This window comes from Desulfosalsimonas propionicica, assembly GCF_013761005.1.
Taxonomy (GTDB): domain Bacteria; phylum Desulfobacterota; class Desulfobacteria; order Desulfobacterales; family Desulfosalsimonadaceae; genus Desulfosalsimonas; species Desulfosalsimonas propionicica.
The window spans coordinates 182,523-207,679 of the sequence record NZ_JACDUS010000002.1; the positions used below are offsets into that span (position 1 = coordinate 182,523).

Below are 25,157 nucleotides of genomic sequence, written 5' to 3' on the forward strand. Positions count from 1 at the left end.
TTAGCTTGATCGATGCTGAACAAAGCGTTTGATTTCCCCGGCGACCTCTTCAGGCGCCCGGATCATAAATGACTCCTGGTACTGGGAGACCAGTGACGGGGTGTCGGTGCACCAGACGTTGGGGGCCAGATAAAGCCTGGGGGAGATGCGCACCTGCAGCCAGTGATCCTCCATGCCGGCGGCAGCCGGCAGCCAGGCCAGGTTCAGGCTGTATACCCCCTGCTGTCCCAGACAGTCCAAAATTGCGTTGATAATCGCGGCGCCTTCCTCAACAGCGGCCTTGTCCAGGTCAAACAGGGTTTGTTTGCCGGGAAAAATGCCGATCACATCGGTCAAGGGGCTTAAGGAGACAAAATCGGTGAGCCATACGCTTTGTTGCCCCTGGTGGATCAGCCGCTGTTGATTTTTTATTTCCGCTTCCAGGTAGTCTTCCCAATAGGTGCGATTGTGGCTTTGCCGGTAATTCCGGCTTGCATCAATCATTTGCCCGAGAAAATTGCCCGGCGTTTCCGTGGCATAGACCTGGAAATGGGGATGGACCTGGCTGGAGCCGGCAGCCGGCATGTAGTTCCAGGTCACAAGGCCATAAGTGGTTTTCTTGTCTGCAATGACCCGGTCCAGATAGTTTCGGCAGTTGATCACCGCATCCTCGATGATCTTTGGGGAAAATTCCGAAAGGGTTTTAAAGTGAGACCGGCACAGCACGGCCAGGCCACTGTGGGCGTCATAGGGCAGCAGGTTTGGAAACAGCACGGATTCCCCGTATTCCAGCCGCCCCTCGGGGATCTGGTCCGGATCGAACTGCGGGGTCAAGGAAAACACGTTTTCCGGGCAGAATGGGCAGTTTTCCCGGGATTTTTCAATAATGCCGGCAAAATCAGCGGCCGGCGGGGAAAAACCCACAAAATGGGCCAGCCGTCCGGTCCGGCCGGTGAGCGGATCCCGGCGAAGCTGGCATTTGGCTTCGGCGCGCTCAAAGTTTGTGAACGGATTTAAGAATACGGCTGTTTTGTCCTCCTTTTTAAACTCAATCGCCATGGGCCTTCCTCCGTTGTTTTCCTGCAGGTGGCAATTTGCGGTCATTGAAAATCGATATGTCTGGTTCCCGACCAGATTATCAGAACCAATAATGAAATACAAAACAGATTAAAACCCAAACTGAGCCTTTCAAATTGACACGTCAACCGATTCATGGCATTTATTTAGTATCGAAAACATTGTTTAGATTATTGGTTTTTTGTTCAACAATTGATAATCTGCAATCCCGGAAAAAGACATACCTGCTGCCTGTTACACATACCATACATACACAAAAAGGGGGGATTATGACACAGGTTTCATCTTATGAGAGAAACGTGGTCAGAAGGGCGAGTGTGGGGGATATGCTGGTGCGAACCGCGGCCAGAAATCCGGACAAAAGGGCTTTTTCCTTCAGAAACAACCATTTTACCTATCAAGAGTTGAATGCGGCGGTCAATCAGTGCGCTTACAGCCTGGCGGAGCTGGGCGTGCAAAAGGGGGATCGTGCGGCCATTTTGTCCCACAACTGCCACCAGTTCGTGATTTACTGGTGGGCCCTGCTGAAACTGGGTGCCATTGTGACACCGCTCAACTTCATGCTCAAGTCCGGGGAAGTTGAATTTATCATCAATCACAGCCAGCCGGTGATTTTTGTTGTGGAAGACAGCCTGGCGCAGAGCGTGATTCCGGTCAAACACGAGCTTGCCGGGGTCAAGCATTTCATCTGGATCAACCTGGCCGGAAACGAGGCCCCCGAGGGCTGGATGGATTTTGACAGCTTGTATGCCGATTCCACGCCCGCCCGGGAACCCCGGGTGGAAATCGAAGCCGAAGATCCGGCCACGCTTTTGTACACATCGGGCACGGAAGCCAGTCCCAAGGGGGTGTTAAATTCCCATCTCAACTATTACATTGATATTCTTTCCGCTGTGTTTGACCTGCGCATCGGTGCAGACGCCAGAATCATTACCGGTATTCCGCTCTATCATGTTGCGGCCATGTACCTGTTTACCGCAATTGTTGCCGCGGGCGCCACAACGGTCATGGAATACGCACCCGACCCAAAGGAAATCCTGGACCTGACCCGGGATGAGAAGATTACCCACTGGGTCTGGCCGCCGGCATTATACACGGGCCTGCCCATGATGCCGGGATTTGACCAGTATGATTTGAGCTCCCTGCAGCAGTGCGTGGTCTTCGGGGCCCTGGCCTCGCCCCCGGTGCTTGAGAAATGGCGCAAATTGCTGCCCGGGGCAGGGTTTATGAACTATTACGGCCAGACTGAAATGAGCCCGCTGGGCACAAGCCTTAAACCAGAGGATTTTGAGCGGAAAAGTACCTCCATCGGCAAGGCCCACATGCCCATTCAGGTAAGAGTGGTGGACCACAATGACAAGGAAGTGCCCGTGGGCCAGGAGGGGGAACTGGTGGCCCGGGGTCCGGCCGTGATGCTGGGCTATTACCGCGACGAGGAAAAAACCGCCCAAACTTTCCGAAACGGATGGCATCACACCGGGGATCTCGTGCGCATGGATGAGGAGGGGTTTGTTTATTTTATTGACCGGATCAAGGATGTGATCAAAACCGGCGGGGAAAACGTGGCCTCCCAGGAAGTCGAGGCAATGCTGTTTCAGTGCCCGGGCGTTATGGATGCTGCAGTCATCGGCCTTCCCCATGAATACTGGTCCGAAATCGTCACCGCGGTGGTGGTGCCCGCTCCGGGCAAGGACCTCACAGAAGATGCGGTGATTGGGTTTTGCAAGCAGCACCTGGCCGGTTACAAAGTCCCAAAGAAAGTCATCATCACAGATGAACTGCCCAGAAACCCCAGCGGAAAAATTATTAAGAAAAAGCTGCGGCAAAAGTTTGCCAAAGCGTAAAAACGCTATAGCTGTCAACCCGTAAATCCATCCGCTCTTTTTTCAATATTGATGGACTCGTAAAAAGCTTTTTACCGGGCCCGCTGTTTTTGCAGGAAGGAAGCCCGGCGGCCGGGGTTCCAGTTTTTTCGCTCCTGATCGTTTACGGATTCATCAAATGCCTTCGCTAAAATTTCAAAAACTCGGCCTGTCGGCCTCAAACAGTTTGAAATTTTTTAGCTTCGGCATTTGCTGAATCCGTAAACGCTCAATGTCGCTTCAAAAACTGAAACCCCGGCCTTGGACTTCCTTGGAAGTCCTGAAACTGATATAATCGCCAAACAATAAAAAAATAACATTTTGATTTTACTTAACACTTAATCACTTAACACTGCCTGTAACAAAGACTTTTACAGGCTTATCAATATTATTGACCGGCGAAAGGATCGTCTATATAATTATCGGGTTTCAGAAAACCATAATATATGAGGATAAATATGAAACCCGCATCAGAGAAGGTCAGACAATGGATTGACAACGGCCGGGACCCCAGAGGCGCCCACTGGCAGGCAGGTCTTGAGGCGCTGCTGGAGGTGTTTGCGCCGTATCTCGAACCCGGCCGCCTGGTTCCGGCCGTATCCCTGGACCCATCCGACCGGCCGGTATTTGATGAAGCCCTGGCGGTTATTGATGTCAGCCCGAATGTGGCAGCCGTGTTTCTGCCGCCCGAAGCAGCCGGAAAAATCCGTCCCCCGGAGTCCGCCCCGGAACTTGAACGCATTGAAAAAAGCCGGCCGGCCTATAAAGTTCTGCTGCAGCGTCCCGGGGCGCAGCCCCGCCTTGCCTGCCTGGATATTTCGCCACAGGCGCATAACCCGGGTGTGGATTTGTTCCAGGACGGCGCGCTTCTGGGAACATACGATTTTGAGGACCGCAAGGAATGCATGGCCAGCCTGGACCAGATCCTTTTTGCCCATATGTGGGAAAAGGGCAAATGGGAGGCTTCCGACTTTCGGCACTATACGCTCAACTGGTTTGAGCGGGTCATGGATACGGGAAAGGGCGACATTGCCGTTAAAACCGATTTTTCCTATCTGCACACCCCGTCGCTGATCAAAAGCAATCCCGTGGATGTGATTTTTACATTGATTGTTGATGTATTTGACCGGCGGCTGCAGGACACCCACGGACCCATCCGGCAGGCCCTGGACGGGATTTTCGCTCTGCCCGACCAGCAGGCCCGGCAAACCCGGTATTATGAAATGGCTGAAAAAATCGTGCTCCAGTCTCTCTCCCTGATAAAAGACGCACAGCTTGTTGATTTTACGGATTTTTCCGAAAAACAGACCGACAATTTCAAAAAAGCCACGTCTGCGGCCATCGGCAGGATTGCACAGAAAATGGAGGCGGCCGCCCCGGCATAGGCGCTTTTTTACTTGCTGATGGCACCGTAAAAGTCCAATATCTGCGTTACGCGCGATTTCTGAAGAATTTCACGTACGAATAAGTACGCTGCATTCTTCGAAATCGCGCAAGCCTTGATCTTGAACTTTTTACGGCGCCATCTGAAAATCGACTTTTTACGAAGGCATCACTTGCTGATTTGCTCGATTTTAAAGATTTTGCCTTGATGGATGTGGAAGGCGAACAATTCGTTGTTGTTAAAACCGCTTTCGTCAATCCGGTAATACCAGATGGTAATGGTGGTCTTGACCACCTGGCGGGGACGCACCCGGATGTATTTTTCGACCTCTTCGGTGTAAAGGGGCTCACCAAAGCATTCAACAAGCTCCAGGATGGTGTCATGATCGGTCACCGCGCATCCGTAGCCCCGGACCAGAGGCCGGGCCTGTGCGGCCCCGACGGCCATGAGCACAAACAGGCAGGTCAGCACCACAGCGGTGAAATGTTTCAAAGGCATTTTGTCTTTTCCTGTTCATCGGGATTCTGCCCTGTTTTGTAGCATGACCCCCTGCCGGAAAAAAACCTTTTTTTGGCATCTTACTGCAGTCCGTGGGCTTTCCATTGAACCCGGTCCGGCCGGTAGGCCAGCCAGAGCTCGGTGCCGGGCTGCCAGCCGCGGGCAGACAGGGTTTGGGCATCCAGGTAAAGGCAGAATTCACTACGGCCCGCAAAGACCAAGACCCGTATGAGGTCTGTGTGCTGTTCCAGGTCCAGGCAGACAATTCGGCCTTTTAAGGGGCGTTTCTTTGCACCTGCATCATCGGGTGATGCGTGCAGGGACATGTCATCCGGGTCCAGGATGGCGGCCGCCCCTGTGAGATCCCTTGGGGCGTTTTCTGCCATAAGAACCTGTCCATCTGCCAGGGTGCGCATTGCCCCGCCTCCGGAAGTATGCTCCCAGGGGCCAAAGACAATGGTTTTTTTTCCTTTTCCCAGAATTGTACCGGAAAACAGGTAAACCAGATCATAACAGATTCCCTGGAGCCACTGCATATCGTGGCTGGCAATAATCAGGCTGGTGCCCCACTGCAGGTGGGCTTCTGCGGCGGCTTCGCGCATGAGTTGTGCGCTTGCGGCGTCCACGCTGGTGGTGGGTTCGTCTAGCAGCAGCACTTCCGGCCGAAGCGCCAAACGCGCAGCCATTGCCACCCGCCGGGCCTCACCCCCGGACAGGGCATACCAGGGCCGGCCGGTAAATTTTTCCGGGTTCAGGCCCACCAGGGAGAGGGCATGGGCCACCCGTCCGGATTCATTGTCTGTGTTTTTGCGGATCCGAAGCCCGTAGGCCACGTTCTGGTAAACAGATCGTTTCAGCAGAAAGGACTGCTGGGGCAAAAGTGCCACTTTGTCCCGGATTCGGCCGTCATAGGGCCGGGCCCTGTGGCCCCTGAAATAAATGGCCCCCGCGGCCGGGGGCGCGATCAGACCCAGCAGGCTGAGCAATGTGGTTTTGCCGCTGCCGTTGGGCCCGCACAACCCTGTGACGCTGTTTTCGGCAATGCGCAAGCGGTCAATGGACAGCACCGGTGTGCCCTTATAATGGTGTTGGATGTTTTCCAGCTCGTATAAAGCCATGGTTTTTACTTTCTGCGCAGAAATGAGACCCCGGCATTGACCCCGAATGCGATGGCCAGCAGCACCAGACCCAGGGCAATACCTGTGGCAAATTGGCCTTTTCCGGTTTCCAGGGCAATGGCTGTGGTGATGGTCCGGGTATGCCACTTGATGTTGCCGCCCACCATCATGGAAATGCCCACCTCGGTCATGACGCGGCCGTAGGCGGTCAGCGCCGCGGCCAGAATGGCATGACGGGCTTCCCAAAGCGTGCCGGTCAGCAGGTGACGCCGGCCCGCGCCCAGGGAAAGCAGGGTGGTGCGCAGGCCGGCATCCGTATTTTCAATGGCCGTGGCTGTCAGGGCGATGACAATGGGCAGGGCCAGTATGGTCTGGCCCATGGCAATGCCGGGCAGGGTAAACAGCAGACCCATTTCTCCCAGGGGCCCCTGCCGGGAGACAAACGCGTACACCAGCAGCCCGATAAAAACCGTGGGAAGAGACAGCAGGGTATCGACCACAAGGCGCACCTGGCGTTTGCCGGCAAAATCCGCGTGACCCAGGGCAAATCCAAGCGGGATGCCCATTGCCAGGCTGGCGGCCATGGCATAGGACGACACCGTGAGGGTGGCGGCCACGGCCGAAAAGGTTTCCGGATCACCGGAGAAAAGCAGGTCAAGGGCCTGGGCCGTTCCCTGGAGGATAAAATCCAATTTTTATTGATCCGCGTTGGGAATAAACAGCTTTTTGTCCAGAAGTCTGAATCCGTCAATGAGCTGCTGCGCATGTTGGCCGGCTATCCACCCGGAAAAGGCCCGGGCCTTTTCCGCTCTGACATCCGGGCAGTTCTCCGGGCTGACCTGGATGACGCTGTATTGGTTGCGCAGCATGTCCCCGCCTTCGACCACAATGATCAGCGGCGGATTGCCGCCCTTGTCATGGGCATACTTGATGTAGGTGCCCCTGTCGGTAAGGATGTATCCGGACTGTTCTGCGGCGATGTTGATGCTCGGCAGCATGCCCTGGCCGGTCTGGATATACCAGGACTCTCTGTCCGGCGGAGTCAGCCCGGCAGCCTGCCAAAGCGCAATTTCCTTTTTATGCGTTCCCGAATCATCACCCCGGCTCACAAACCGGGACCCCGAGGCCCGAATGGCATTCAGGGCCGCCTTTGTGGTCTTTCCCCGGATGTCTGCCGGATCTGATTTTGGTCCGATTACCACAAAGTCATTGTACATGATTGGCTGCCGGTTGATTCCATAGCCGTCAGCCACGTATTGTTTTTCCGCATCCGGGGCGTGCACCAGCAGGACGTCCACGTCGCATCTTTTGCCCAGTTCCAGGGCCTTGCCCGTGCCTGTTGCGGTCCATTTGATTTCAATGCCCGTGGCCTCTGTAAAATGCGGGGCCAGATAGTCAAGCAGGCCTGTGTTGTCGGTGCTGGTGGTGGTGGCCATGAGCAGTTCCGGGCTTGCAGTCCAGCCTGGCCTGCACATGAGCATCAATATGCAGGCCCCGAGAAAAACAGCTTTGCATGCAGTAAATTGAATTTTCATTGGCACTCCTTTGTATGAACGGTTTTTCATGTTAGTGGATTTCAGCGAATGGTGGTCAAATAAGCAAAAAAGTACAACTTAAGGTTAATTATTGTCAATATTTTTTATAAATGGGTTGTTTTCCGAGTTTAAATTACTAAAAATAACGTAAAATAACAGTTTTAAATTTTAGAACTTGTTTATTTTTGTCTGCAAGGGCAGAATCATGCATACACTAGAAGCAAATTGCCAAAATTGATCTGTTTTGTAAGGAGAATGAATGGACAGAAAAATGAAATTGCTTTTCATCCTGACGCTTGTGATGAGTTTGGCCGCCAGCGGTTTTTTACAGGCATGTCAGCGAAAGCCAGAGGATGGGGACCTCAGGCCCGAAGAAGTCATCGGACAGGTTTCGCTGCCGGATTTAGACAAGGCGGGTGAAAACGGAGCAGACCAGAATCATAAAGAAACAAGTGCCCGACAAACGCGCAAAGCCCCGATTCGGGCTGCATCCATACCCGATGATGTGGATACCCAGTTGCCGGATTTCACCAAATATAAGGATGTGGAAGAAAAGAAAAAGGCTTTTTTTGACTTTCTGCGTCCCATTGTCCGGAAGGAAAACCATGAGGTACTCAAGCAGCGGGCGTATATCCTTCTAAAATGGCAGCGTTTTGCCAGGGGCCAGGAATTGTCGGAAAAGGAAATTCAACGTTTAAATGCCCTTGCAGAAAAATATCGCGTGAATGCCGCATATGATCAGGGAGAAGTGTTTTTCAGGAACATGCTCATTCACGTGGATAAAATTCCGGCATCCCTTGCATTGATCCAGGCGGCAAAGGAATCCGGGTGGGGGACTTCCTATTTTGCCCGGGAGGGCAACAACCTGTTTGGGCACTGGTGTTTTAAAAAGGGATGCGGTATCATTCCCAGACAGCGCCCTGAGGGGGCCTCCTATGAGGTCCGGACCTTTGACGATGTGGCCGCTTCGGTTCGCGCCTATATCCGCAATCTCAACTCCCATCCGGCATACAGAAAAGTCCGTATGGAGCGCTACCGGATGCGCCTTGCCGGAAAACAGCCGGATGCGCATTTAATGGCGGGCGGACTTGAGCATTATTCCGGAATCGGTATGAAATATGTGGAGACGGTCCGGGAGATGATCCAGGGCAATGAGAAATTCATGGGTATCCATGAGCCGGCTGCCCGATCCTAGGTGCCGGATTTTTTATCCACACCGTGTATATTTAAGTGAAAGTAGAAGCAATCAATGCAAGGGGAATCGGTATGAGAAGGCCAGTTGAATTTTTAAGCTGCTTGTTCGCGGGCATTTTTTTGATTCTGTTTATTGCCGGCACTTCAGGGGCGGGTGAGAAAACCGTCAGAATTGGTTATGCCCAATGGTCCTGTGCAACAGCGGCGTCCAACGTGGTTAAGGCCGTGCTGGAAGAAAAAATGGGCTATGACTGCCAGCTCGTACCAATGGATGCCGAGGCCTTGTGGCTTTCAACGGCCAGCAAGGATATCGACGGATTCGTGTGTGCCTGGCTGCCCGGTCTTCATCAGTATTTTTACGCAAAAGCAGGGGATCATGTCGTTGATCTGGGCCCGAACCTGGAAGGAACCAAAGTGGGGCTTGTGGTGCCTGAATACGTACCTCTTGATTCCATTGAAGCGCTTGGTGCGCATGCAGGTAAATTTGACAATCAGATCATCGGAATTGATCCGGGCGCGGGCATCATGCGCTTTGCCAAAGAAGCCATCAAAGACTATCAAATCGCCAACATGACGTTGGTACCCGGAAGCGGTGCCGCCATGACCAAGGTTTTGCGCCAAAAAATCAAAAACCGCCAGTGGGTGGTTGTCACCGGCTGGACGCCGCACTGGAAATTTGCCAGGTGGGATCTCAAGTATTTAAAGGATCCCAAAGGGGTTTTCGGAGGGTCTGAATCCATCCACACAGTGGTGAGAAAAGACCTTGAAAAAGAAAAGCCGGATCTTTACCGGTTTCTGGATCATTTCAGCTGGCAGCCAGATGATATTCATCAGGTGATGGACATGATTCAAAAATCCGGCAGGCCGTATCAAAGCGCTGTGAGATGGATCAAACAGAATCCGGACAAGGTTGAATCCTGGCTTTCCGGGCCGTAATGCAGCCAGATCGGGTGTCCCGGCGGCAAGCTGAAAAAGCAGGAAAACGCCGCTTATTACTGCATGGGCTTTTCTTCCGGGATCACCCAGGAGTGCGAATACCAGAACCATTCCGAGCCGTCTTTTGACGGTGCGGTAAGCGTGTAAAGCGTTCTTCTGGACGTGAGCGTATCATCGGCGCGAACTTTGACCACGAGTTCATTGTTCTTTTCTGATATTTCCATTTTGCAGCTTTTGTCACCGCTTACAAAGCACTGGAGTCCATCCGGGTTTATTTTGTTTTTCCGGATATGGAGTTTCAAGTCCGGGGGGTTGTTTTTCCGGGTTACCAAGGGGGTTTCAGGAAAAGCTTTTGTTACTTCCAGGGCGTTCATCCCGATTTTTTCTTCAAAACTTTCCATTTTCGCGTAATTGACATTCATGGGAAAACGCGGCAGGCCAAACCTGTCTCCGCTCCTGTGGATGACCCCGGATTTCTGGGCTGCCCCGGCCCTGTAATCATATTTTTTCAAGACATCCGTCATTTCCGGTACATATTCGCCTGAAGGATAGGCATAGAGTTTGGGTGCATGGCCCAAATGCTGTCTGAATTGTTTGTGTGATTTTGTCAGGTCTGCTTCAAATGCGTCTGCAATTTCCTTTTGTGGCTTGTTTAAAAAATACGCGTGGCCGTGGGAGTGATTGCCGATTTCAAATCCTTTTTTTTGAAGTTGTTGAATCTGATCCCAGGACAGATAATTGTCACCGCCCACGTAGGCGGTTGCAATAAAAATGGTTGCCGGATATCCGTATTTTTCCAGAAGGGGCCGGGCGTTGTTCCATACTGACCGATACCCGTCGTCTATGGTGATAACCGCGGTTTTTTCAGAAATCCCCTTTTCTGAATAAAGCCCGTCCAGGGCCCGGCCAAGGGTTAAAACCGTGTAATTATGTTTGTCCAGATAATCCAGATGGTTTTTAAACTGGTCCACGGAAACACTGGTGGACGGGTACTCATCCTCCATGCCGAAATGATGATAGATAAAGGACCGGATTTGTTTTTGTTCCGGTCCGGGGACAGAGGACCGGTCAGGGGCCGGCGCACCCGTAAACCCGGCTGCGGCCGGTATAAGAAAAAACAGGGCTGCCATAGTATAAAAAAACGTTTTGTGAAGCATAAACTCCTTTGTTTAGGTCTGCTTGTTTTTCATGGAAAGGGCAATGCGTTTTCGTTCCAGGTCCACGGACAGGACCGTGACCCGGACCTTCTGGCCGACCTTGACAATGTCTGCGGGGTTTTTGACAAACCGGTCGGCCATCTGGCTGATGTGCACCAGGCCGTCCTGGTGCACCCCGATATCCACAAATGCGCCAAAAGCCGTAATATTGGTCGCAATACCGGGCAGACACATCCCTTCTTCCAGATCCTCAATTTTTTCAATCCCTTCGGCAAAACCGAATTCTTCGAATTTTTCCCGGATATCCCGCCCTGGCTTGGCCAATTCGGCCATGATGTCTTTTAATGTGGGCATGCCCACGGTATCGGTGACATAGTGCGAAAGATTGATGTTGTCACACAGTTCCGGCTTACGGATCAGTTCCGCCACGGTTGTGCCCAGATCCCCGGCCATGGCATCGACCACGGGATAGCTTTCCGGATGCACGGCTGTGGCGTCCAGGGGGTTTTGGGCCTGGGCAATCCGCAGAAAACCCGCGCATTGTTCAAATGCCTTTGGGCCCAGTTGGGGGACTTTTTTCAGTTCCCGGCGGTCCCGGAACGGTCCGTTTTCATCCCGGTATGCCACAAGGTTTTGGGCAACGCGGGAGCTGAGTCCGGAGACATAGGTCAGCAGCTCGGCACTTGCACGGTTGACATCAACGCCCACGGCATTGACGCAGCTGGTGACAACATCATCCAGGCTTTTTTTCAGTGCCCGCTGATCCACGTCATGCTGGTACTGGCCCACGCCGATGGACTTGGGGTCGATCTTGACCAGTTCCGCAAGCGGATCCATCAGCCGCCTGGCAATGGAGACCGCACCGCGCACGGTCAGATCCAGGTCCGGAAATTCCCTGCGGGCAGCCTCTGAGGCGGAGTAAATCGATGCTCCGGATTCGTTTACCATTACCACGGTTACCGACCGGTCCAAATCCATGCTTTTCACAAACGATTCGGTTTCCCTTCCGGCTGTGCCGTTTCCCACGGCCACGGCCTGGATGCCATATTTTTGACAAATCTGCCTGAGCTTTTCACCATCGCGTTTTTCAGCATTTTTTCCGGTGTGGGGATATATGGTGTCATGGTGCAAGAGTTTGCCCTGGCGGTCAAGACACACCACCTTGCATCCGGTGCGGAATCCCGGATCAATGCCCATGATTCGCTTTGCCCCCAGGGGCGGGGCCATGAGCACCTGGCGCAGGTTGTCGGCAAAAACGGCTATGGCCTGCTCATCGGCGCGCTGCTTGGCGCGAATGCGGGTTTCGGTTTCCATGGCATTGGACAAAAGCCTCTTGTAGCTGTCTGCCGCAGCCCGGCGGACCTGCTCGGAATCCATGCCCCGACCCGTGACAAAAAGCTTTTCAAGAATGCCCAGGGCTTCATCTGTGTCCGGCAGCATGCGCATGGACAGCACATCCTGCTCTTCGCCCCTGCGTATGGCCAGCATCCGGTGGGAGGGAACGGCTGCCGCATTTTCCTGCCAGTCAAAATAATCCCGGAACTTGGCACCGGTTTCCTCCATGCCCGGGACAACACGACTTTTGATAATGGCTTTTTTAAAAAACAGATCCCGCAGGGCTGTGCGCGCGTTTTCGTTTTCACTGATGCGTTCGGCAATAATGTCTCTTGCCCCGGCCAGAGCCATTTCGGCGGATGCCACTTCTTTTTCCGGATCAACGAAATTTTCGGCTGCAGCCTGCACATCCAGGCCGTTTTGTGCAAATATGTCCATGGCCAGGGGCTCAAGTCCCTTTTCCCGGGCCATGACCCCCCGGGTCCGGCGCTTGGGTTTATAGGGAAGATAGATATCTTCCACTTCGGTCAGGCTCTGTGCGGCCTCAACTTTGGCCCGGAGGTTATCCGTGAGGTGACCGTGTTTCTCCAGGGAGTTTAAGACGGCATCCTTTCGTGCGGCAAGTTCGCCCAGCTGATGCGTGCGGTCGCGAATCGCGGCTACCGCCACCTCATCCAGGCTGCCGGTGGCCTCTTTCCGGTATCTGGCAATAAAAGGGATGGTGGCTCCCTGACCGAGCAGACCGGTCACTGCGGAAACCTGGGCAGCGGTAATGTTTAGTTCATGGGCAATTGTAGGGGCAAATGTATTGTTCTGCATGTATTTTCAGATACCTTTTCCATGTTCGGTAATTGTTGGAGTTCCACCCGCTCAGCAGGTGCCGGATCATAATATCTCTCTGGGCAAAACGCAATAACGGGCAGCACTGAGTTGTACCGTACCGGGCGCACGCGGCGGGCAAACCCCTTTTGTACAGTTCACGTTTTTATTGTTTAACATACGAAAATGTTGTAATAATGCCATTTCCGGATGAAAGGGTATTTTTCCAGGCTTTCTGGACTGTCTGGAATAACCTTTGGCCAGGACAGCGGTTTTTCATGTTCAAATACTTCGGATTGGCATCCCGGTATCCTGTCTTACAGATCCTCGGGGAAATTTATTATTACAGCGTTATTGCGGCTGCATTCATCGTTTTTGCCATTTTTGCATCCCGAAAGCTGTATTTTCCCCTTGGTTATTCCAAAAAGCGCGTTTTTGTGTTTACCGGAATTTTCATTTCCGGCATCGGTCCGGTGGTTTATGCGGGCTCCCGGGCCGCCGGGATGCTCAACCGTCCGTTTGAGCACTGGTGTGTGGATCTGCTGGTTGAAAACATCGTTTCCGGCAGTTCTCACACATTTCATGGCGGAATGATTCTGGCGGTGATTTTTCTGGTCGTACTATCTTGCCTGTTTCGTTTCAGAATTTCCGAGATACTGGATACGGTTTTTCTTTATCTGCCACTGGTGCACGTCCTCGGCCGCACAGGATGCCTGCTTGTGGGATGCTGCTGGGGGGCACGGGTGAATCTGTATTTTTATGGATTCCATCTTGGCCTGCAAAATCCCGTGCCGCTGTATGCAATCATGGTGAATCTGGCTGTTTTTTTCTTTTTGCGCCGGGTCTACAACCGGGTTTATTCCGGCCCGGAAATCCGAACCCGTTTCAGAGGAGTGGTGTTTACCGCCTACCTTTTGCTTTACCCTCCTGCACGCATTGTTCTTGAGGTTTTCCGCACCGAGGCCGGGGTTTTTTTTGGCTTGTCCCAGGCCCAGGTTGTCATGGGGCTTTTGTTTTTCACAGGGCTTGTTTTGTCCATGGTTATCGCCTGGCCCTGCCGAAAAACCAAATCCCTTTCATCTGCGGAAACCGCACCGGTAAAAAATGAAGCCAGGGCGGAACTTCTACGCCTTTTTTCCATGGCCGCACTGCTGGTGTCCTTGGTTTTATTGAATTTTTTCATATATTATCTTACCCGGCAGCTTAGGATATGGCCCTGGCCGATTCAGCCGGTTTTTTCCCTTTCCGATGCCTACGGCCGCATCTTCTGGTATTCCCCGGTGATCCTCATACCCGCTTGCTGCCTGTTCTGGCTTCGCTGGCTTAGGATTCCCATAAATCCCTGGCTGGGTTGGAACCGTTTTTCATACACGTTTTTCATCGGCCTGGCCGTGAGCATTTATTATTGTTTCGAATTGTTTGTATTAAAGGGATTTTGCTTTCGCGGCCCGGCTTTCTGGCCGCCCGTGCTGGCGATGAGTTTGATGAATGCCGCAGGCGAGGAGGTTATATACCGTCTGGCCCTTTATAACCTGATAAAGCGGGCGCCATATCCAATATGGACGGCCAATACCGTCCAGGCCCTGGCATACGCGTTGATTCATTTCATGATCGCAGGAGCGGTGTTCGGCTTTCTTTCATTTGTCTATGGCCTAGTCCTGGGAATCATTGCTGAACGCAACAAGAGTATCATTCCCGCTTTTATTTGTCATTTCATCATTGATTTGGGAGTTATTGGAATGCCGCTGCTGCTGTGTTTTCCCACGGGTTCATAACACGCTTGATTTGGCCGCGTCTCCGGTGTGTTTCAACGATCCGGCCGGTCAGCGCGTCATCCCGGGGGCAATTTGAAAAAAATACCTGAAAACATGAATTGATTATGATATTTTATCCCAAATTGAAAAACCGGAGGGTTTCAGGGGGAGGCTATGAAAATAAAGGAGATCGTTCAGACCACGCCGAATTTTCAGGTTTTGTCCGAAGATGAAATGGAGCGCATCTATTTTGATGCACTCGGGGTCATCGAAAGCCAGGGAGCCCGGGTAAGAAGCCCTCAGGCCCGCCGATTGCTGGAAAGCAGCGAAGCTGTGGTTACAGATACAGATCTCGTGCGCATTCCCGCGGTTCTGGTTGAAAGGGCACTGCTCGGGCACCCCTCAAAAATTGCCCTTGCCGGCAGAGCTCCGACCAGGGAGGTGCGGCTGCAGAAAGATGAGCTGGCGTTTGGCGCAGGGCCGATTTATCCGCTGAGACCGGATAACGGAGCGCCGGCTGAGGGCCAGGACCTTTATGAAAAGATTTACAACACAGCCCGTCTGGTTGATTTTCTGCCCAATTTTGATTTTATCGCCGGTCCCCTGAAGATTTTTTCCGCAAACCGAACCTCATGGGATCTCTCCCTTGTGGCAGCCATGCTCGAAGGGTCCTGCAAACCCATGCTTTTGGGCAGTGCCGATGTCAGGCAACTTCATGGATTGTGGCAGATGGGGACCCTGCTTTGCGGAGGGGAAAAGGAATTTCGGTTACACCCATTTTTTGCGCACTACGTTGAAATTGACTCTCCCTTGGTATTATCGGCCGATGCGGCCGACAAGCTGCTGTTCTGTGCTGAAAAACGGATTCCCTGCGTGTGTGCATCCCGGGCGATTTCCGGAATCACTGCGCCTTCGACCATTGCCGGGATGCTGGTTCAAAGCCTGGCGGAAACCATGCTGGTCTCTGTGCTTTCATATCTTCAGAAGCCCGGCATGCCTTTGATCAGAGGCGGCTTGACAGGCGCGGGTTCACAAAATTCCAACCGATGCTGCTATGGTGCTCCGGAACTTGCCCTGAGCGTGGCGGCCAACACGGATATTTCCAAGTGGCTGGGGCTGGGCATGTTGTCGCCCGCGGGTATTACCGATGCCAGCGATCTGGGCCAGGAGGCCGGGGTGGATTGTAGCGCCGGTCTTTTTTACGCCTTTCTGTCCGGGGCGGATATGATTTACGGCTCTGGAATGATCAGCCGTGCTGAGCAGTTCTGCATGGACAGCTTGGTCATATGCAATGAAATCATCTCCATGATCAAGCAGATCGGAAAAGGCATCTGTACGAATGAAGAATACCTGGCCATGGATCTGATCGAATCTGTCGGGCCGGGAGGGGAATATCTCACCCAGGATCACACCCATGAGCACTGGCAGCAATGGTTCCGGCCCCGCCTGATCAATCGGACCATCTATGACGGCTGGCTGGCGGCCGGTGCCACGACCATGAAGCAGCGGGCCGTTGAACAACGCCGCAAAATCCTGGACGAGCACACCCCCGCCCACATGGATCCAAAGCTGCTGACCGAACTGCGGTCCCTGGCAGCAAGTTCGCAAAAGGAGGACCACTGATGGGAACCCGAACCAACCTGACGGAAAACCAGTATATCCGGTTCTCGTTTTTGTCTGACGGTCAAAAACGGCTGATATTCAACCAGGTACTCAAAATTCTGCAGCATACCGGCGCCAGGGTTAAGCATGAACAGGCCTGCCGGATACTTGCGGAAAACGGCTGCCGGGTGACGCAGGACCGGGTTTATATGCCGCCGCACATTGTAAAAAAAGCCCTTGATTCCGTGCCGCCGGTGAGCACGATTTTCAACTGGCAGGGCCATGCCGCACTGCGGGTGGAGCACGGTCATACCTATTTCGGCCCCGGTCCCACCTGTCCCAACTTTATCGATCCCCTTACTTTTGAACGAAGGCGTTACACATGCAATGATGCAGCCATGGTGGCACGGGTGTGCGAGGCGCTTTCCGGCATTGGCTTTGTGATGTCACTGGGCCTGGTCAGTGACGCGCCCCGGGGTATGGAAGGGCTTTTCGAGTTTTCCGAAATGATTCAGAATTCCACAAAGCCGCCCATTGCCTGGTGCATGTCCAAAGAGCACTGCCGGGATATTCATCAGATTGCCATGGCCATGGCCGGCGGCCCGGAAACATTCCGGCAGAAGCCCAATTATCTGTTTTATAATGAGCCCATTTCCCCCCTTCTTTCTGATTTCAGCGCCATTGACAAGGTGATGTATTGCGCCAGAAACAATATCCCCCAGATTTTTGCCCCTGCAAGCACCGGCGGGGGGACCGTTCCGGCCACGCATGCCGCCCATATTTCAATGACCCTGGCTGAATCGATTATCGGCGTGGTGATTTCCCAGATTGTCAATCCGGGGGCTTGTATTATCATCGGCGGCACCCAGTCCATACTCGATATGCGTGAGGCCGTGTTTGCATATGGCGCCCCGGAGCTTTCCAGCCTGGAAGCCGGACTCACCGAAATGGGGGAATACCTGGGGCTTCCGGTTTTTTCCGCAGGCGGATGCAGCGATTCCAAGGCAATGGATGCCCAGGCGGCAATCGAAGCCTCTTTGTCGCTTCATTCGGCCATGCTCAGCGGGCCCAGCCTCGTGCATGACGTGGGATTTATGGAATCGGGCATGTGTGGCTCCCTTTTTCAGCTGGTTCTGGCTGACGAAATCATTGCAAAAAGTCAATACATCGCCAAAGGTGTGTTGGTAGATGAAAAGACCCTGGCCAGGGAGGAGATAGCGGCCGCGGGTCCAGGAGGCGATTACCGCAATGTCAAACAGACCGCAGAGAAACTGGCGGCGTACGGATTTGTCAGGCCCTTTGCGTCATCAGACAAGCCGGAAGCCGCTTTTTCATGTCCTGTATCAAAATCCATGTCCGAGCACATCGTCCACCGCACCCAGCAGCTTGTCAGACAGACCCGGAGCCCGGCAGACACTATCCCCGATTCGGTGCGCGTACAGATCCAACAGATCCTGGATACGGCCAGGGCCCGCACCGGGGGGCTCTCTGAAACCGGGAGGTGAGGAGACCGGTTTTTTGCAAATCAAGGAAGTTCCAAGGGAGCCCAAGGTCGGGGTTCGGTTTTTGAAGTGACATTGAGCGTTTACGGAAAAATTCAGCAAATGCCGGAGCAAAGAAATTTCAAGCTGTTTGAGGCCGACAGGCCGAGTTCTTGAAATTTCAGCGAAGGCATTTGCTGAATCCGTAAACGCTCAGGAGCGAAAAAACTGAATCCGACCTTGGGCTCCCTTCCTGACAAAGATCAAGATATGTAAAAAATTTTTTACGCAGCCATCAAAATTCCTTCATGGCAAATTCCACCCGCTGCTTCGCACGAGGGGAAAAATCCGGATCCAGCGCCTCGATTTTTTTCAGGCGGGGCAGCAGGCCCGCACCGTTGGCCACCTGGATGGAAAGCCCGGGCCGGGCGTTTAGCTCCAAGAGCATGGGTCCGGCGTTTTTGTCCACCACCAGATCGGCACCGATATAGCCCAGCCGTGTGATTTCATAGCTGCGGGCGGCCAGTTCCAAAAGATTTTTCCAGTCCGGAATGGCAATGGTGTTTAAATCAATGCCCGTATCCGGATGCCGGATGATGCGCTTTGAGTATTGAACCGCGTGCAGGCACCGGCCTGTGGCAATATCGAGGCCCACGCCCACAGCCCCCTTGTGCAGATTGGCCTTGCCGTCGGATGCCCGGGTGGAAAGCCGCAGCATTGCCATGACCGGATATCCTCTGAAAATGATGACCCGGATGTCGGGCACCCCCTCGTAAGACAGTTTTTCAAACATTTCAGAAGGTTGGATCAAATCCTCGATAATGGCCACATCCGGGGTGCCGGCCAGGGAGTAAAGTCCGGCCAGGATGTTGGACAGATGTCTTTTCACCACGTGGATGTCGATACTGCGGCCCGAGGATTTAACAAACAGGTCGCTGCTGCGCTCTTTGATCACCAGAATGCCCTTGCCGCCTGAACCCTTTGACGGCTTGACAGCAAAGCCGTTAAGATCTTCGACCATGCCCGCAAAGGTTTCAATCTCATATTGATGCCGGATTACCCCCCGCAGCCGCGGGGTTGCCAGGTGAAATTTTTCGGCCTGCAGCTTGGTCTTGAGCTTGTCATCCACAAGCGGGTATCGCCCCCGGGAATTATACCGGCTGATATAGGCCACATTTCTGCGGTTCATGCCAAGAAAGCCAAGCCTGCGCAAAGGTAGCGGAAAGATCCACATTTCAGCCGTTGTTCCTCATCACCCCGAAGCGTTTGAGCTCGGTGAGCTTGTAGCCGGTGTACTGCCCCATGGTCAGGATGCCGGCCAGCAGAATCAGATGGATTTCCGGAAAATTAAAGGTCAGGTGCCGGACAATGGGCATGCGCATGCACAAATAGGCCAGCACGGCCACGCTGAGGCTGCCAAGGCCCTGGATCAAAACTTCCCGGCTTCCCTCCTCTTCCCAGAGGATGCTCATTCGCTCGATGGTCCAGGCAATGATGATCATGGGAAAAAAGGTAATGGTGAGTCCGAGATTCACGCCCAGTTCATAGCCAATCACGCTGATCATGGAGGTCAGAAAAATCACCAGCACGATCAAAGTTGAAATCCGGGCCACCATCAGCAGGTTGAGCCTGGACAGATACCCCCGCAGCAACAGGCCCAGGGCCACGATAATGACAAAGGCGGCAATGCCCTGCACCAGTTGCGTTTGTAGAAAGGAAAGGGCGATTAACACCGGCATAAATGTCCCGGAAGTGCGAATGCCGATGACAATGCGCATGAACGTGATGATCAGGGCACCCACCGGCAGCAGCAAAAGAAGTTTGAAAACGCTTTGTTCCTCGATGGGAAGGGAATAGAGGCTCAGCCGGGAAAGACCGCCCTCGTGAAATTGCAAACGGGCCAGGTCCATTGCCGGAAGCGTTTGGCGGATCATGGAGAAATGGATTTCAGAGTTGCTGCCGCCGTTGACATCCAGCAGGGATTTTCCGGATCTGTGCCACAAAAGCAGATTTTCGGGCAGTCCGTGAGTTCCGGTGCGCGGATCCACCGGCACCCAGCGGTCCTGGTCAAACACTTCCAAAATGGGTTTTAAAGACTGGTACCTGCGGGCATCCTGAAGTTCCAGCCCCATGGAAACACGTGCGGCAATGCCTGCGTGATTGAGCAGACGCATCAAAAGTTCGGGCAGGGGGTACTGACTTAGCAGCAGGGAGGCATTCTGATCCGGCTCTGAAGCAGTGAGCTGTTTGATCAGCTCCCTTGCAAAACTGATAGGGGTGCTTGATTTTTCCCAGGCCTGTTCTTCGAGCTGGTGTGCGGCTGTTGCCTGCAAGGGATCCCAGTACACGGTTTCAGGGTTCGGCGGCTGCTTTACCTCGGATTTTTTGGCGGCATCCGTCTCAGGGATCATCTGGACTTTGTAATACAGGGTTTGATCACCGCGGGCACTGCGCCGGGTCCATTCCGCCCGGCGTCCGGCCGGAGTGTCCACAATGGAAAATCCATAACCCGTTGATGCGGCCTGTTCGGAGACCTGGGCAAATCCCGGCGGGCTGCCGGGCAGATCCAGGTTTACTTTTACCGGTTCGCCCTCTGCCACAAAGTCGATTCTGGCCTCGATGTGCCAGACCGGCCGGGTCCGGCCCGGTACCAGGGGAATATCCAGGTTTACATGTCTGAGCCAGGCAAGCCCCAGACCTGTTAGGACCAGAATCAGGACAACAATGTAAAAAGCGGATTTGGACTTCATTTATCTGTTTTTTCGCTTGGTTTTTCTCCTGCAAGGGGGGCGATGAATTCCTTGGCAACGTCGACGACCATGAGATCGCGCAAAATATTTCGGCCGATCAATACCTGATAATTCAGGTGGGAACGGTTTTCAAGGGTAAATTCCTCGATTCTTTTGGTCCCGCCGATTTGAAACTGAAGCTCAATGACTGGACGCCTGGTGGTTTCTTCCGTGGATGCCTGAATAATGCGAACGTGCCGCACAACCGGCTTTTCCACCTCGTAGAAGGTTTCCTGCCCCGGATCCTGAATCTGGAATTTGACCCAGCGATTGCCGTCTCTTTCAAATGTTTCAATATTGCGGGCATCCAAAGACGAAGTGGTTGCGCCCGTATCAATGCGGGCGTGGAAAATCTCGCCGGGAGGGGTGAGCCGGACTTTTTCAATCCTGCCGATCAACATTTTGTCTGTGCCGGATTTCTCCAGTACGGGCCTGGATACAGGTTGGGGTTTTTCAGCGCTTTCAAGATCTGCGAGCTTTTTCTTTGTTTCATCGTGCACCCGGCGCAGCTGCTGTTCAAGCCCCTGCAGCAAATCATCGTGCTGTTTCATGGATTGTACAAGAAATTGTTTCTGATTCCTGCACTGATCCAGGAGCATGTCGGTTTTTTCAGCCTCCAGGTCCATGCGCTGTTCCAGAAGCGCAAGCCTGTCGCTGACCGCAGACAGATCCTGCCGTTTGATGATAAAACTGTCGGAACCGCACCCGGCTGCAAAACAGATCAGCAAAAAACCGGTGAGCAGAAAACCAAAAATGCGTGCTGCCCGTTTCATTACACTTCCTTTCATGTTCCCGCAAGCAATGATTGATTGCACCGTAAAGTCCAGAAACTTCTGTAAACGACAACAAATAAAAAAATAATTTGTTGATTTTACTTAACACTTAATCACTTCAAACTTAATGCTGCCTGTAAAAAAGACTTTTTACAAGCTTATCAATAATTGAAAAAAAAACAACTGTGTGATCTATATAGAATTATGAAGTCAATGGCAAGAGAATCAAACGCTGTACGTCAATGGTACCGCCAGGTGTTTGAAAAATCCGGGGCGGCTTCCATTATCATCGAGCCGGACATGACCATTGCCATGGCAAATGTGGAATTTGAGAAATTAAGCGGGTTTGCCAGGGAAGAGATTGAGCACCGGATGAAATGGAGCCGGTTTATTGCCCCGGAAGACCTGGATAAAATGGTTTCTTATCATTACGGACGCAGGCGCCGGGAGTCTTTGGTTCCGGAGGAGTACGATTGCCGGGTGGTGGATCGTTCCGGGCAGGTGCGTGATATATGGATCAAGGTGGCTATGCTGCCGGATGGAAAACACTCCATTGCTTCTTTTATGGACATCACCGATCTCAAGACCGCTCAGCGGGAACTTCAAAGAAGCCAGGCATCCTTAAACGGGGTCATTGAAGCTGCAGGGGGGCTGATTTACGCGGTTAGCAGATCATACCGGATTGTATTTTTAAACCGGAGCATGAAGGAAAAAATCGGCCATAACGCCACAGGAGAGATGTGCTATGCCATTTTTCACGGCCGGAATCGGCCATGTGCCAATTGTCCGGTTCATGCGGCATCAGGCGGCCATCCGGTAAGGCGGGAGATCCAAAGCGAGCTTGACGACCGGTGGTATTATGCCGTAACCCGGCAGGAGGTTGATCCGGACAAAAGGGTTTTCACCGTTGAAACCCTGATGATCGATATCACCGAGCGAAAACAGGCCGAAGAGGCCCTTGCCGCCCAGGCCGACCATTTTCGGCAGGAAAACCGCAGCCTCAGAACCGGAATGAAGGAAAGGTTTCGCTTCGGGGCGATTATCGGCAAAAGCCCTGAAATGCAGGCTATTTATGAAAATATCGTGCATGCTGCGGCCAGCACTGCAAATGTAATCATATACGGAGAATCCGGCACCGGCAAGGAACTGGTCGCCCAGGAGATCCACAATGTGGGCAGCCGGGCAGAGGGGCCTTTTGTGGTGGTCAATTGCGGCGCAATTCCGGAAAATTTGCTTGAAAGCGAATTTTTCGGACACAAAAAAGGGGCTTTTACGGGTGCGGATCGCGACCGGGCGGGTCATTTGCAGCAGGCCCACGGCGGCACGCTGTTTCTGGATGAAATCGGAGAAATCTCCCCGGCCATGCAGGTTAAATTATTGCGCGTAATCGACGGAAAAGGTTTTTCTCCGGTTGGGGGAGGGGAGGTGCGAAAACCCGATATTCGAATCATTGCAGCCACAAATCGTGATTCTGAATTCCTGGTACGGCAGGGGCGGATGCGGGAAGATTTTTTTTTCCGCATGCACGTGATCCCGGTTTACATGCCCCCGCTGCGGGACCGAAGGGAGGATCTTCCCCTGCTCGTGGATCATTTCCTAAATTTGTATGCCGGATCAGAAAATGGGCCCAAGCTTACCGGCGCCATGCTCGATGCCGTGTATGCCCATCACTGGCCGGGAAACGTCCGGGAGCTGCAGAATGTGATTCACAGATATGTCACCGTCAACCGGTTTGAGCTGCCCGGTGCGCCTGACCCCCAAAGGCCTGCTGAAGAGATGTTTCAGGTAATTCAGGATCAGCCGGCAAGTCTGAAAGACGCCCTTCTGGATGTGGAAAAAAAGCTGATTGTCTCCGCCCTGAAAAAGTATCGCTGGCGCAGATCCGATACGGCCGCGGCTCTGGGAATCAATCGCCGCACGTTGTTTAAAAAAATTCAGCAGCATGGGATTAAGTAGTCCGATTTTGGGGTTGATTGGCCTCAAGTTGTTTTTAGTCATTAGAATCAAATAATTATTGTCATGATGTCTTTGTTTTTGGGGTTTTTTAACCCCAGGGTGTTTTTCTGCAGTCGATATTCCGGATAGCCCTGCCTGTTGTTAATCCCTTTTTATTCTAAGCAGTTCCATTGATTTCGATGTAAACGGCATGCTTCTTGCCGTGTTTGATGTGAATTGTGCATTTTCAATTTCCAAAGCCAAAAATGAATCAAACAAGGAGATTTTGCCATGACACCGGTGAATCACGATGTGCTTACCCCTGTCCAGTTCCTGGAACGAAGCGCTGTGGTGTATGCGGACAATGTTGCAGTGGTCCACGGAGAGACCCGCCGCACCTATGAACAGTTTTATAGCCGCGTGCGCGACCTTGCCGCGGCCCTGGCCGATGCAGGTATTCAAAAGGGAGACAAGGTGGCTTTTATCAGCCCCAATATTCCGCCCATGCTTGAAGCCCACTTTGCCGTACCCATGATCGGGGCGGCTCTGGTCTGTGTCAATATCCGGCTTTCCCCAAAGGAAGTGGGCTATATTATCAATCACTCCGAATCCCGGATCGTTTTTGTGGATAATGAATTTGCCGACCGAATCGAGCCGGTCAAGGAAGAATTGCCGCATGTCAAGCGCATCGTCAACATCTGTGACACAAGCGATGAGATGCCGCTTCCGGGAACGGATTATGAATCGTTTCTGGCATCAGGTGCGGGCAAACTGGCCCCGTTTTTGGTGGAAGACGAGCAGGAGGTGGCCACCATCAATTACACCAGCGGCACCACGGGCTCACCCAAGGGCGTGATGTACCACCACCGCGGAGCGTTTTTAAACGCCATGGGCGAGCTCATTGAATTCGGCTTAACCCCGGAATCCAACTACCTGTGGACCCTGCCCATGTTTCACTGCAACGGGTGGTGTTTTCCATGGGCCGTGACCGCAGCCGGCGCCACCCATGTATGCCTTCGGAAAGTGGAGCCGGAAACCATTTACCACATGATTGGTTCCGAGCAGATCACTCACTTGTGTGCCGCACCCACGGTCTTGATCGGGCTTTCAGCCCATGCCGAACAAAACAGCATCAAGCTGGACCATCACGTGGAGATTATGACCGCAGGCGCTCCCCCGGCCCCCCAGGTGATCCTGAACATGGAAAACGTGGGCGCCAACATCACCCAGACTTACGGTTTGACAGAAGTCTATGGCCCGCATTCCATCTGCAAGTGGCAGGACCGGTGGAAGTCCCTGGATCCTGAGGAGAAAGCCAGGATCAAGGCCAGGCAGGGAGTGCCTTACGTGCATGCCCTGCACATGAACGTGGTCGATCCTGAGACCATGACCTCGGTTCCCCGTGACGGCCAGACCATCGGCGAGATTGTCATGCGCGGCAACAACGTGATGCTGGGTTATTACAAGGATCCCCGGGCCACCCGGGAGGCATTTGCCGGCGGCTGGTTTCACTCCGGGGACCTGGCGGTGATGCACCCGGACGGATACATCCAGATCATGGACCGTAAAAAAGACATCATTATCAGCGGCGGAGAAAATATTTCCACAGTGGAGCTGGAAAACACCATTTATCAGCACCCGGCTGTAATGGAAGTGGCCGTGGTCTCAACCCCGGATCCCAAGTGGGGCGAGGTGCCCAAGGCTTATATCACCCCCCGTCCCGGTGCAGAACCCACAGCCGAAGACATTATTGATTTCTGCAAGCAGAATCTGGCCCGATTTAAGGCGCCAAAGCACGTGGTGTTTGGGGAGTTGCCCAAAACCGCCACAGGTAAAATTCAGAAATACAAGCTGCGCGAAAAGGAGTGGAGCGATAGCCAAAAGGCCGGATGATAATGCATCTGTATCTGAGAAATTGCGTGTAACGCA

At 53.1% G+C, this 25,157-nt stretch carries 19 protein-coding genes; 9 read left to right on the top strand and 10 right to left on the bottom strand.

Annotation, left to right across the window (positions count from 1 at the left end; translation table 11 throughout):
* Nucleotides 1-1,038 (bottom strand): hypothetical protein, encoded by a 1,038-nt coding sequence (locus HNR65_RS04220; RefSeq protein ID WP_181550217.1) that lies wholly within the window; start codon nt 1,036-1,038, stop codon nt 1-3.
* Nucleotides 1,039-1,325: 287 nt separating this feature from the next.
* On the opposite strand from HNR65_RS04220, the gene HNR65_RS04225 reads away from it, so the two are divergent.
* Both HNR65_RS04225 and HNR65_RS04230 read left to right on the top strand, forming a co-directional pair.
* Entirely contained in the window at nt 1,326-2,900 is a 1,575-nt protein-coding gene (locus HNR65_RS04225) for an AMP-binding protein (protein ID WP_181550218.1), read from the top strand.
* 476 nt (nt 2,901-3,376) lie between these two features.
* Nucleotides 3,377-4,303: a hypothetical protein gene (locus HNR65_RS04230; protein WP_181550219.1), complete on the top strand. Its 927-nt coding sequence runs from the start codon at nt 3,377-3,379 to the stop codon at nt 4,301-4,303.
* Nucleotides 4,304-4,470: 167 nt separating this feature from the next.
* On the opposite strand, the gene HNR65_RS04235 is transcribed toward HNR65_RS04230, so the two are convergent.
* The 4 genes from HNR65_RS04235 to HNR65_RS04250 form a co-directional block, all read right to left on the bottom strand.
* Nucleotides 4,471-4,800 (bottom strand): hypothetical protein, encoded by a 330-nt coding sequence (locus tag HNR65_RS04235; RefSeq protein WP_181550220.1) that lies wholly within the window; start codon nt 4,798-4,800, stop codon nt 4,471-4,473.
* Between the two features lie 80 nt (nt 4,801-4,880).
* Entirely contained in the window at nt 4,881-5,918 is a 1,038-nt protein-coding gene (locus tag HNR65_RS04240) for an energy-coupling factor ABC transporter ATP-binding protein (protein ID WP_181550221.1), read from the bottom strand.
* A 5-nt stretch (nt 5,919-5,923) separates the two neighbouring features.
* Nucleotides 5,924-6,610, bottom strand: a complete 687-nt coding sequence (locus HNR65_RS04245; protein WP_181550222.1) for an ABC transporter permease — start codon at nt 6,608-6,610, stop codon at nt 5,924-5,926.
* A 3-nt stretch (nt 6,611-6,613) separates the two neighbouring features.
* On the bottom strand, nt 6,614-7,453 hold the full coding sequence (locus tag HNR65_RS04250) for an ABC transporter substrate-binding protein (RefSeq protein WP_332309011.1): 840 nt from the start codon (nt 7,451-7,453) through the stop codon (nt 6,614-6,616).
* A 259-nt stretch (nt 7,454-7,712) separates the two neighbouring features.
* On the opposite strand from HNR65_RS04250, the gene HNR65_RS04255 reads away from it, so the two are divergent.
* Both HNR65_RS04255 and HNR65_RS04260 read left to right on the top strand, forming a co-directional pair.
* Nucleotides 7,713-8,648: a glucosaminidase domain-containing protein gene (locus tag HNR65_RS04255; protein WP_181550224.1), complete on the top strand. Its 936-nt coding sequence runs from the start codon at nt 7,713-7,715 to the stop codon at nt 8,646-8,648.
* Between the two features lie 71 nt (nt 8,649-8,719).
* Complete coding sequence (locus HNR65_RS04260) at nt 8,720-9,583, top strand: glycine betaine ABC transporter substrate-binding protein (RefSeq protein WP_181550225.1); 864 nt, start codon at nt 8,720-8,722, stop codon at nt 9,581-9,583.
* Nucleotides 9,584-9,639: 56 nt separating this feature from the next.
* Here HNR65_RS04260 and HNR65_RS04265 read toward each other — a convergent pair whose 3' ends face one another.
* Nucleotides 9,640-10,740: a polysaccharide deacetylase family protein gene (locus HNR65_RS04265; protein ID WP_181550226.1), complete on the bottom strand. Its 1,101-nt coding sequence runs from the start codon at nt 10,738-10,740 to the stop codon at nt 9,640-9,642.
* Between the two features lie 12 nt (nt 10,741-10,752).
* A complete protein-coding gene (locus tag HNR65_RS04270) occupies nt 10,753-12,894 on the bottom strand; it encodes a Tex family protein (protein WP_181550227.1) in 2,142 nt (713 codons plus the stop codon).
* A gap of 278 nt (nt 12,895-13,172) precedes the next feature.
* On the opposite strand from HNR65_RS04270, the gene HNR65_RS04275 reads away from it, so the two are divergent.
* The 3 genes from HNR65_RS04275 to HNR65_RS04285 all read left to right on the top strand — a co-directional run bounded on the left by HNR65_RS04275 (nt 13,173) and on the right by HNR65_RS04285 (nt 17,755).
* Nucleotides 13,173-14,669, top strand: a complete 1,497-nt coding sequence (locus HNR65_RS04275) for a prolipoprotein diacylglyceryl transferase family protein (protein ID WP_181550228.1) — start codon at nt 13,173-13,175, stop codon at nt 14,667-14,669.
* 153 nt (nt 14,670-14,822) lie between these two features.
* On the top strand, nt 14,823-16,271 hold the full coding sequence (locus HNR65_RS04280; RefSeq protein WP_181550229.1) for a trimethylamine methyltransferase family protein: 1,449 nt from the start codon (nt 14,823-14,825) through the stop codon (nt 16,269-16,271).
* Entirely contained in the window at nt 16,271-17,755 is a 1,485-nt protein-coding gene (locus tag HNR65_RS04285; protein WP_181550230.1) for a trimethylamine methyltransferase family protein, read from the top strand. Before HNR65_RS04280 ends, HNR65_RS04285 begins: the two co-directional genes overlap by 1 nt.
* Before the next feature lie 271 nt (nt 17,756-18,026).
* Here HNR65_RS04285 and HNR65_RS04290 read toward each other — a convergent pair whose 3' ends face one another.
* From HNR65_RS04290 to HNR65_RS04300, 3 genes are read right to left on the bottom strand one after another with little or no spacing between them, the layout of a single operon-like run.
* Nucleotides 18,027-18,965 (bottom strand): alpha-L-glutamate ligase-like protein, encoded by a 939-nt coding sequence (locus HNR65_RS04290; protein ID WP_181550231.1) that lies wholly within the window; start codon nt 18,963-18,965, stop codon nt 18,027-18,029.
* Nucleotide 18,966: 1 nt separating this feature from the next.
* Nucleotides 18,967-20,481 carry an inactive transglutaminase family protein gene (locus HNR65_RS04295; RefSeq protein ID WP_181550232.1) on the bottom strand — a complete coding sequence of 505 codons (1,515 nt, stop codon included), beginning with the start codon at nt 20,479-20,481 and terminating at the stop codon, nt 18,967-18,969.
* Entirely contained in the window at nt 20,478-21,293 is an 816-nt protein-coding gene (locus HNR65_RS04300; protein WP_181550233.1) for an ATP-dependent zinc protease family protein, read from the bottom strand. Before HNR65_RS04300 ends, HNR65_RS04295 begins: the two co-directional genes overlap by 4 nt.
* Nucleotides 21,294-21,506: 213 nt before the next feature.
* Here HNR65_RS04300 and HNR65_RS04305 point away from each other — a divergent pair, with 213 nt between their 5' ends.
* A complete protein-coding gene (locus HNR65_RS04305; RefSeq protein ID WP_181550234.1) occupies nt 21,507-23,249 on the top strand; it encodes a sigma 54-interacting transcriptional regulator in 1,743 nt (580 codons plus the stop codon).
* Between the two features lie 270 nt (nt 23,250-23,519).
* On the top strand, nt 23,520-25,121 hold the full coding sequence (locus HNR65_RS04310; RefSeq protein ID WP_181550235.1) for a long-chain-fatty-acid--CoA ligase: 1,602 nt from the start codon (nt 23,520-23,522) through the stop codon (nt 25,119-25,121).
* Nucleotides 25,122-25,157 lie beyond the last annotated feature (36 nt).

Excerpts from the sequence above, each read along its gene's own strand:
- HNR65_RS04290 (WP_181550231.1), bottom strand. The coding sequence starts at position 18,965 with ATGTGGATCTTTCCGCTACCTTTGCGCAGGCTTGGCTTTCTTGGCATG.
- HNR65_RS04260 (WP_181550225.1), top strand. The coding sequence starts at position 8,720 with ATGAGAAGGCCAGTTGAATTTTTAAGCTGCTTGTTCGCGGGCATTTTT.
- HNR65_RS04300 (WP_181550233.1), bottom strand. The coding sequence starts at position 21,293 with ATGAAACGGGCAGCACGCATTTTTGGTTTTCTGCTCACCGGTTTTTTG.
- HNR65_RS04220 (WP_181550217.1), bottom strand. The coding sequence starts at position 1,038 with ATGGCGATTGAGTTTAAAAAGGAGGACAAAACAGCCGTATTCTTAAAT.
- HNR65_RS04270 (WP_181550227.1), bottom strand. The coding sequence starts at position 12,894 with ATGCAGAACAATACATTTGCCCCTACAATTGCCCATGAACTAAACATT.
- HNR65_RS04295 (WP_181550232.1), bottom strand. The coding sequence starts at position 20,481 with ATGAAGTCCAAATCCGCTTTTTACATTGTTGTCCTGATTCTGGTCCTA.
- HNR65_RS04280 (WP_181550229.1), top strand. The coding sequence starts at position 14,823 with ATGAAAATAAAGGAGATCGTTCAGACCACGCCGAATTTTCAGGTTTTG.
- HNR65_RS04310 (WP_181550235.1), top strand. The coding sequence starts at position 23,520 with ATGACACCGGTGAATCACGATGTGCTTACCCCTGTCCAGTTCCTGGAA.
- HNR65_RS04255 (WP_181550224.1), top strand. The coding sequence starts at position 7,713 with ATGGACAGAAAAATGAAATTGCTTTTCATCCTGACGCTTGTGATGAGT.
- HNR65_RS04235 (WP_181550220.1), bottom strand. The coding sequence starts at position 4,800 with ATGCCTTTGAAACATTTCACCGCTGTGGTGCTGACCTGCCTGTTTGTG.
- HNR65_RS04225 (WP_181550218.1), top strand. The coding sequence starts at position 1,326 with ATGACACAGGTTTCATCTTATGAGAGAAACGTGGTCAGAAGGGCGAGT.
- HNR65_RS04265 (WP_181550226.1), bottom strand. The coding sequence starts at position 10,740 with ATGCTTCACAAAACGTTTTTTTATACTATGGCAGCCCTGTTTTTTCTT.
- HNR65_RS04230 (WP_181550219.1), top strand. The coding sequence starts at position 3,377 with ATGAAACCCGCATCAGAGAAGGTCAGACAATGGATTGACAACGGCCGG.
- HNR65_RS04250 (WP_332309011.1), bottom strand. The coding sequence starts at position 7,453 with ATGAAAATTCAATTTACTGCATGCAAAGCTGTTTTTCTCGGGGCCTGC.
- HNR65_RS04305 (WP_181550234.1), top strand. The coding sequence starts at position 21,507 with ATGGCAAGAGAATCAAACGCTGTACGTCAATGGTACCGCCAGGTGTTT.
- HNR65_RS04240 (WP_181550221.1), bottom strand. The coding sequence starts at position 5,918 with ATGGCTTTATACGAGCTGGAAAACATCCAACACCATTATAAGGGCACA.
- HNR65_RS04275 (WP_181550228.1), top strand. The coding sequence starts at position 13,173 with ATGTTCAAATACTTCGGATTGGCATCCCGGTATCCTGTCTTACAGATC.
- HNR65_RS04285 (WP_181550230.1), top strand. The coding sequence starts at position 16,271 with ATGGGAACCCGAACCAACCTGACGGAAAACCAGTATATCCGGTTCTCG.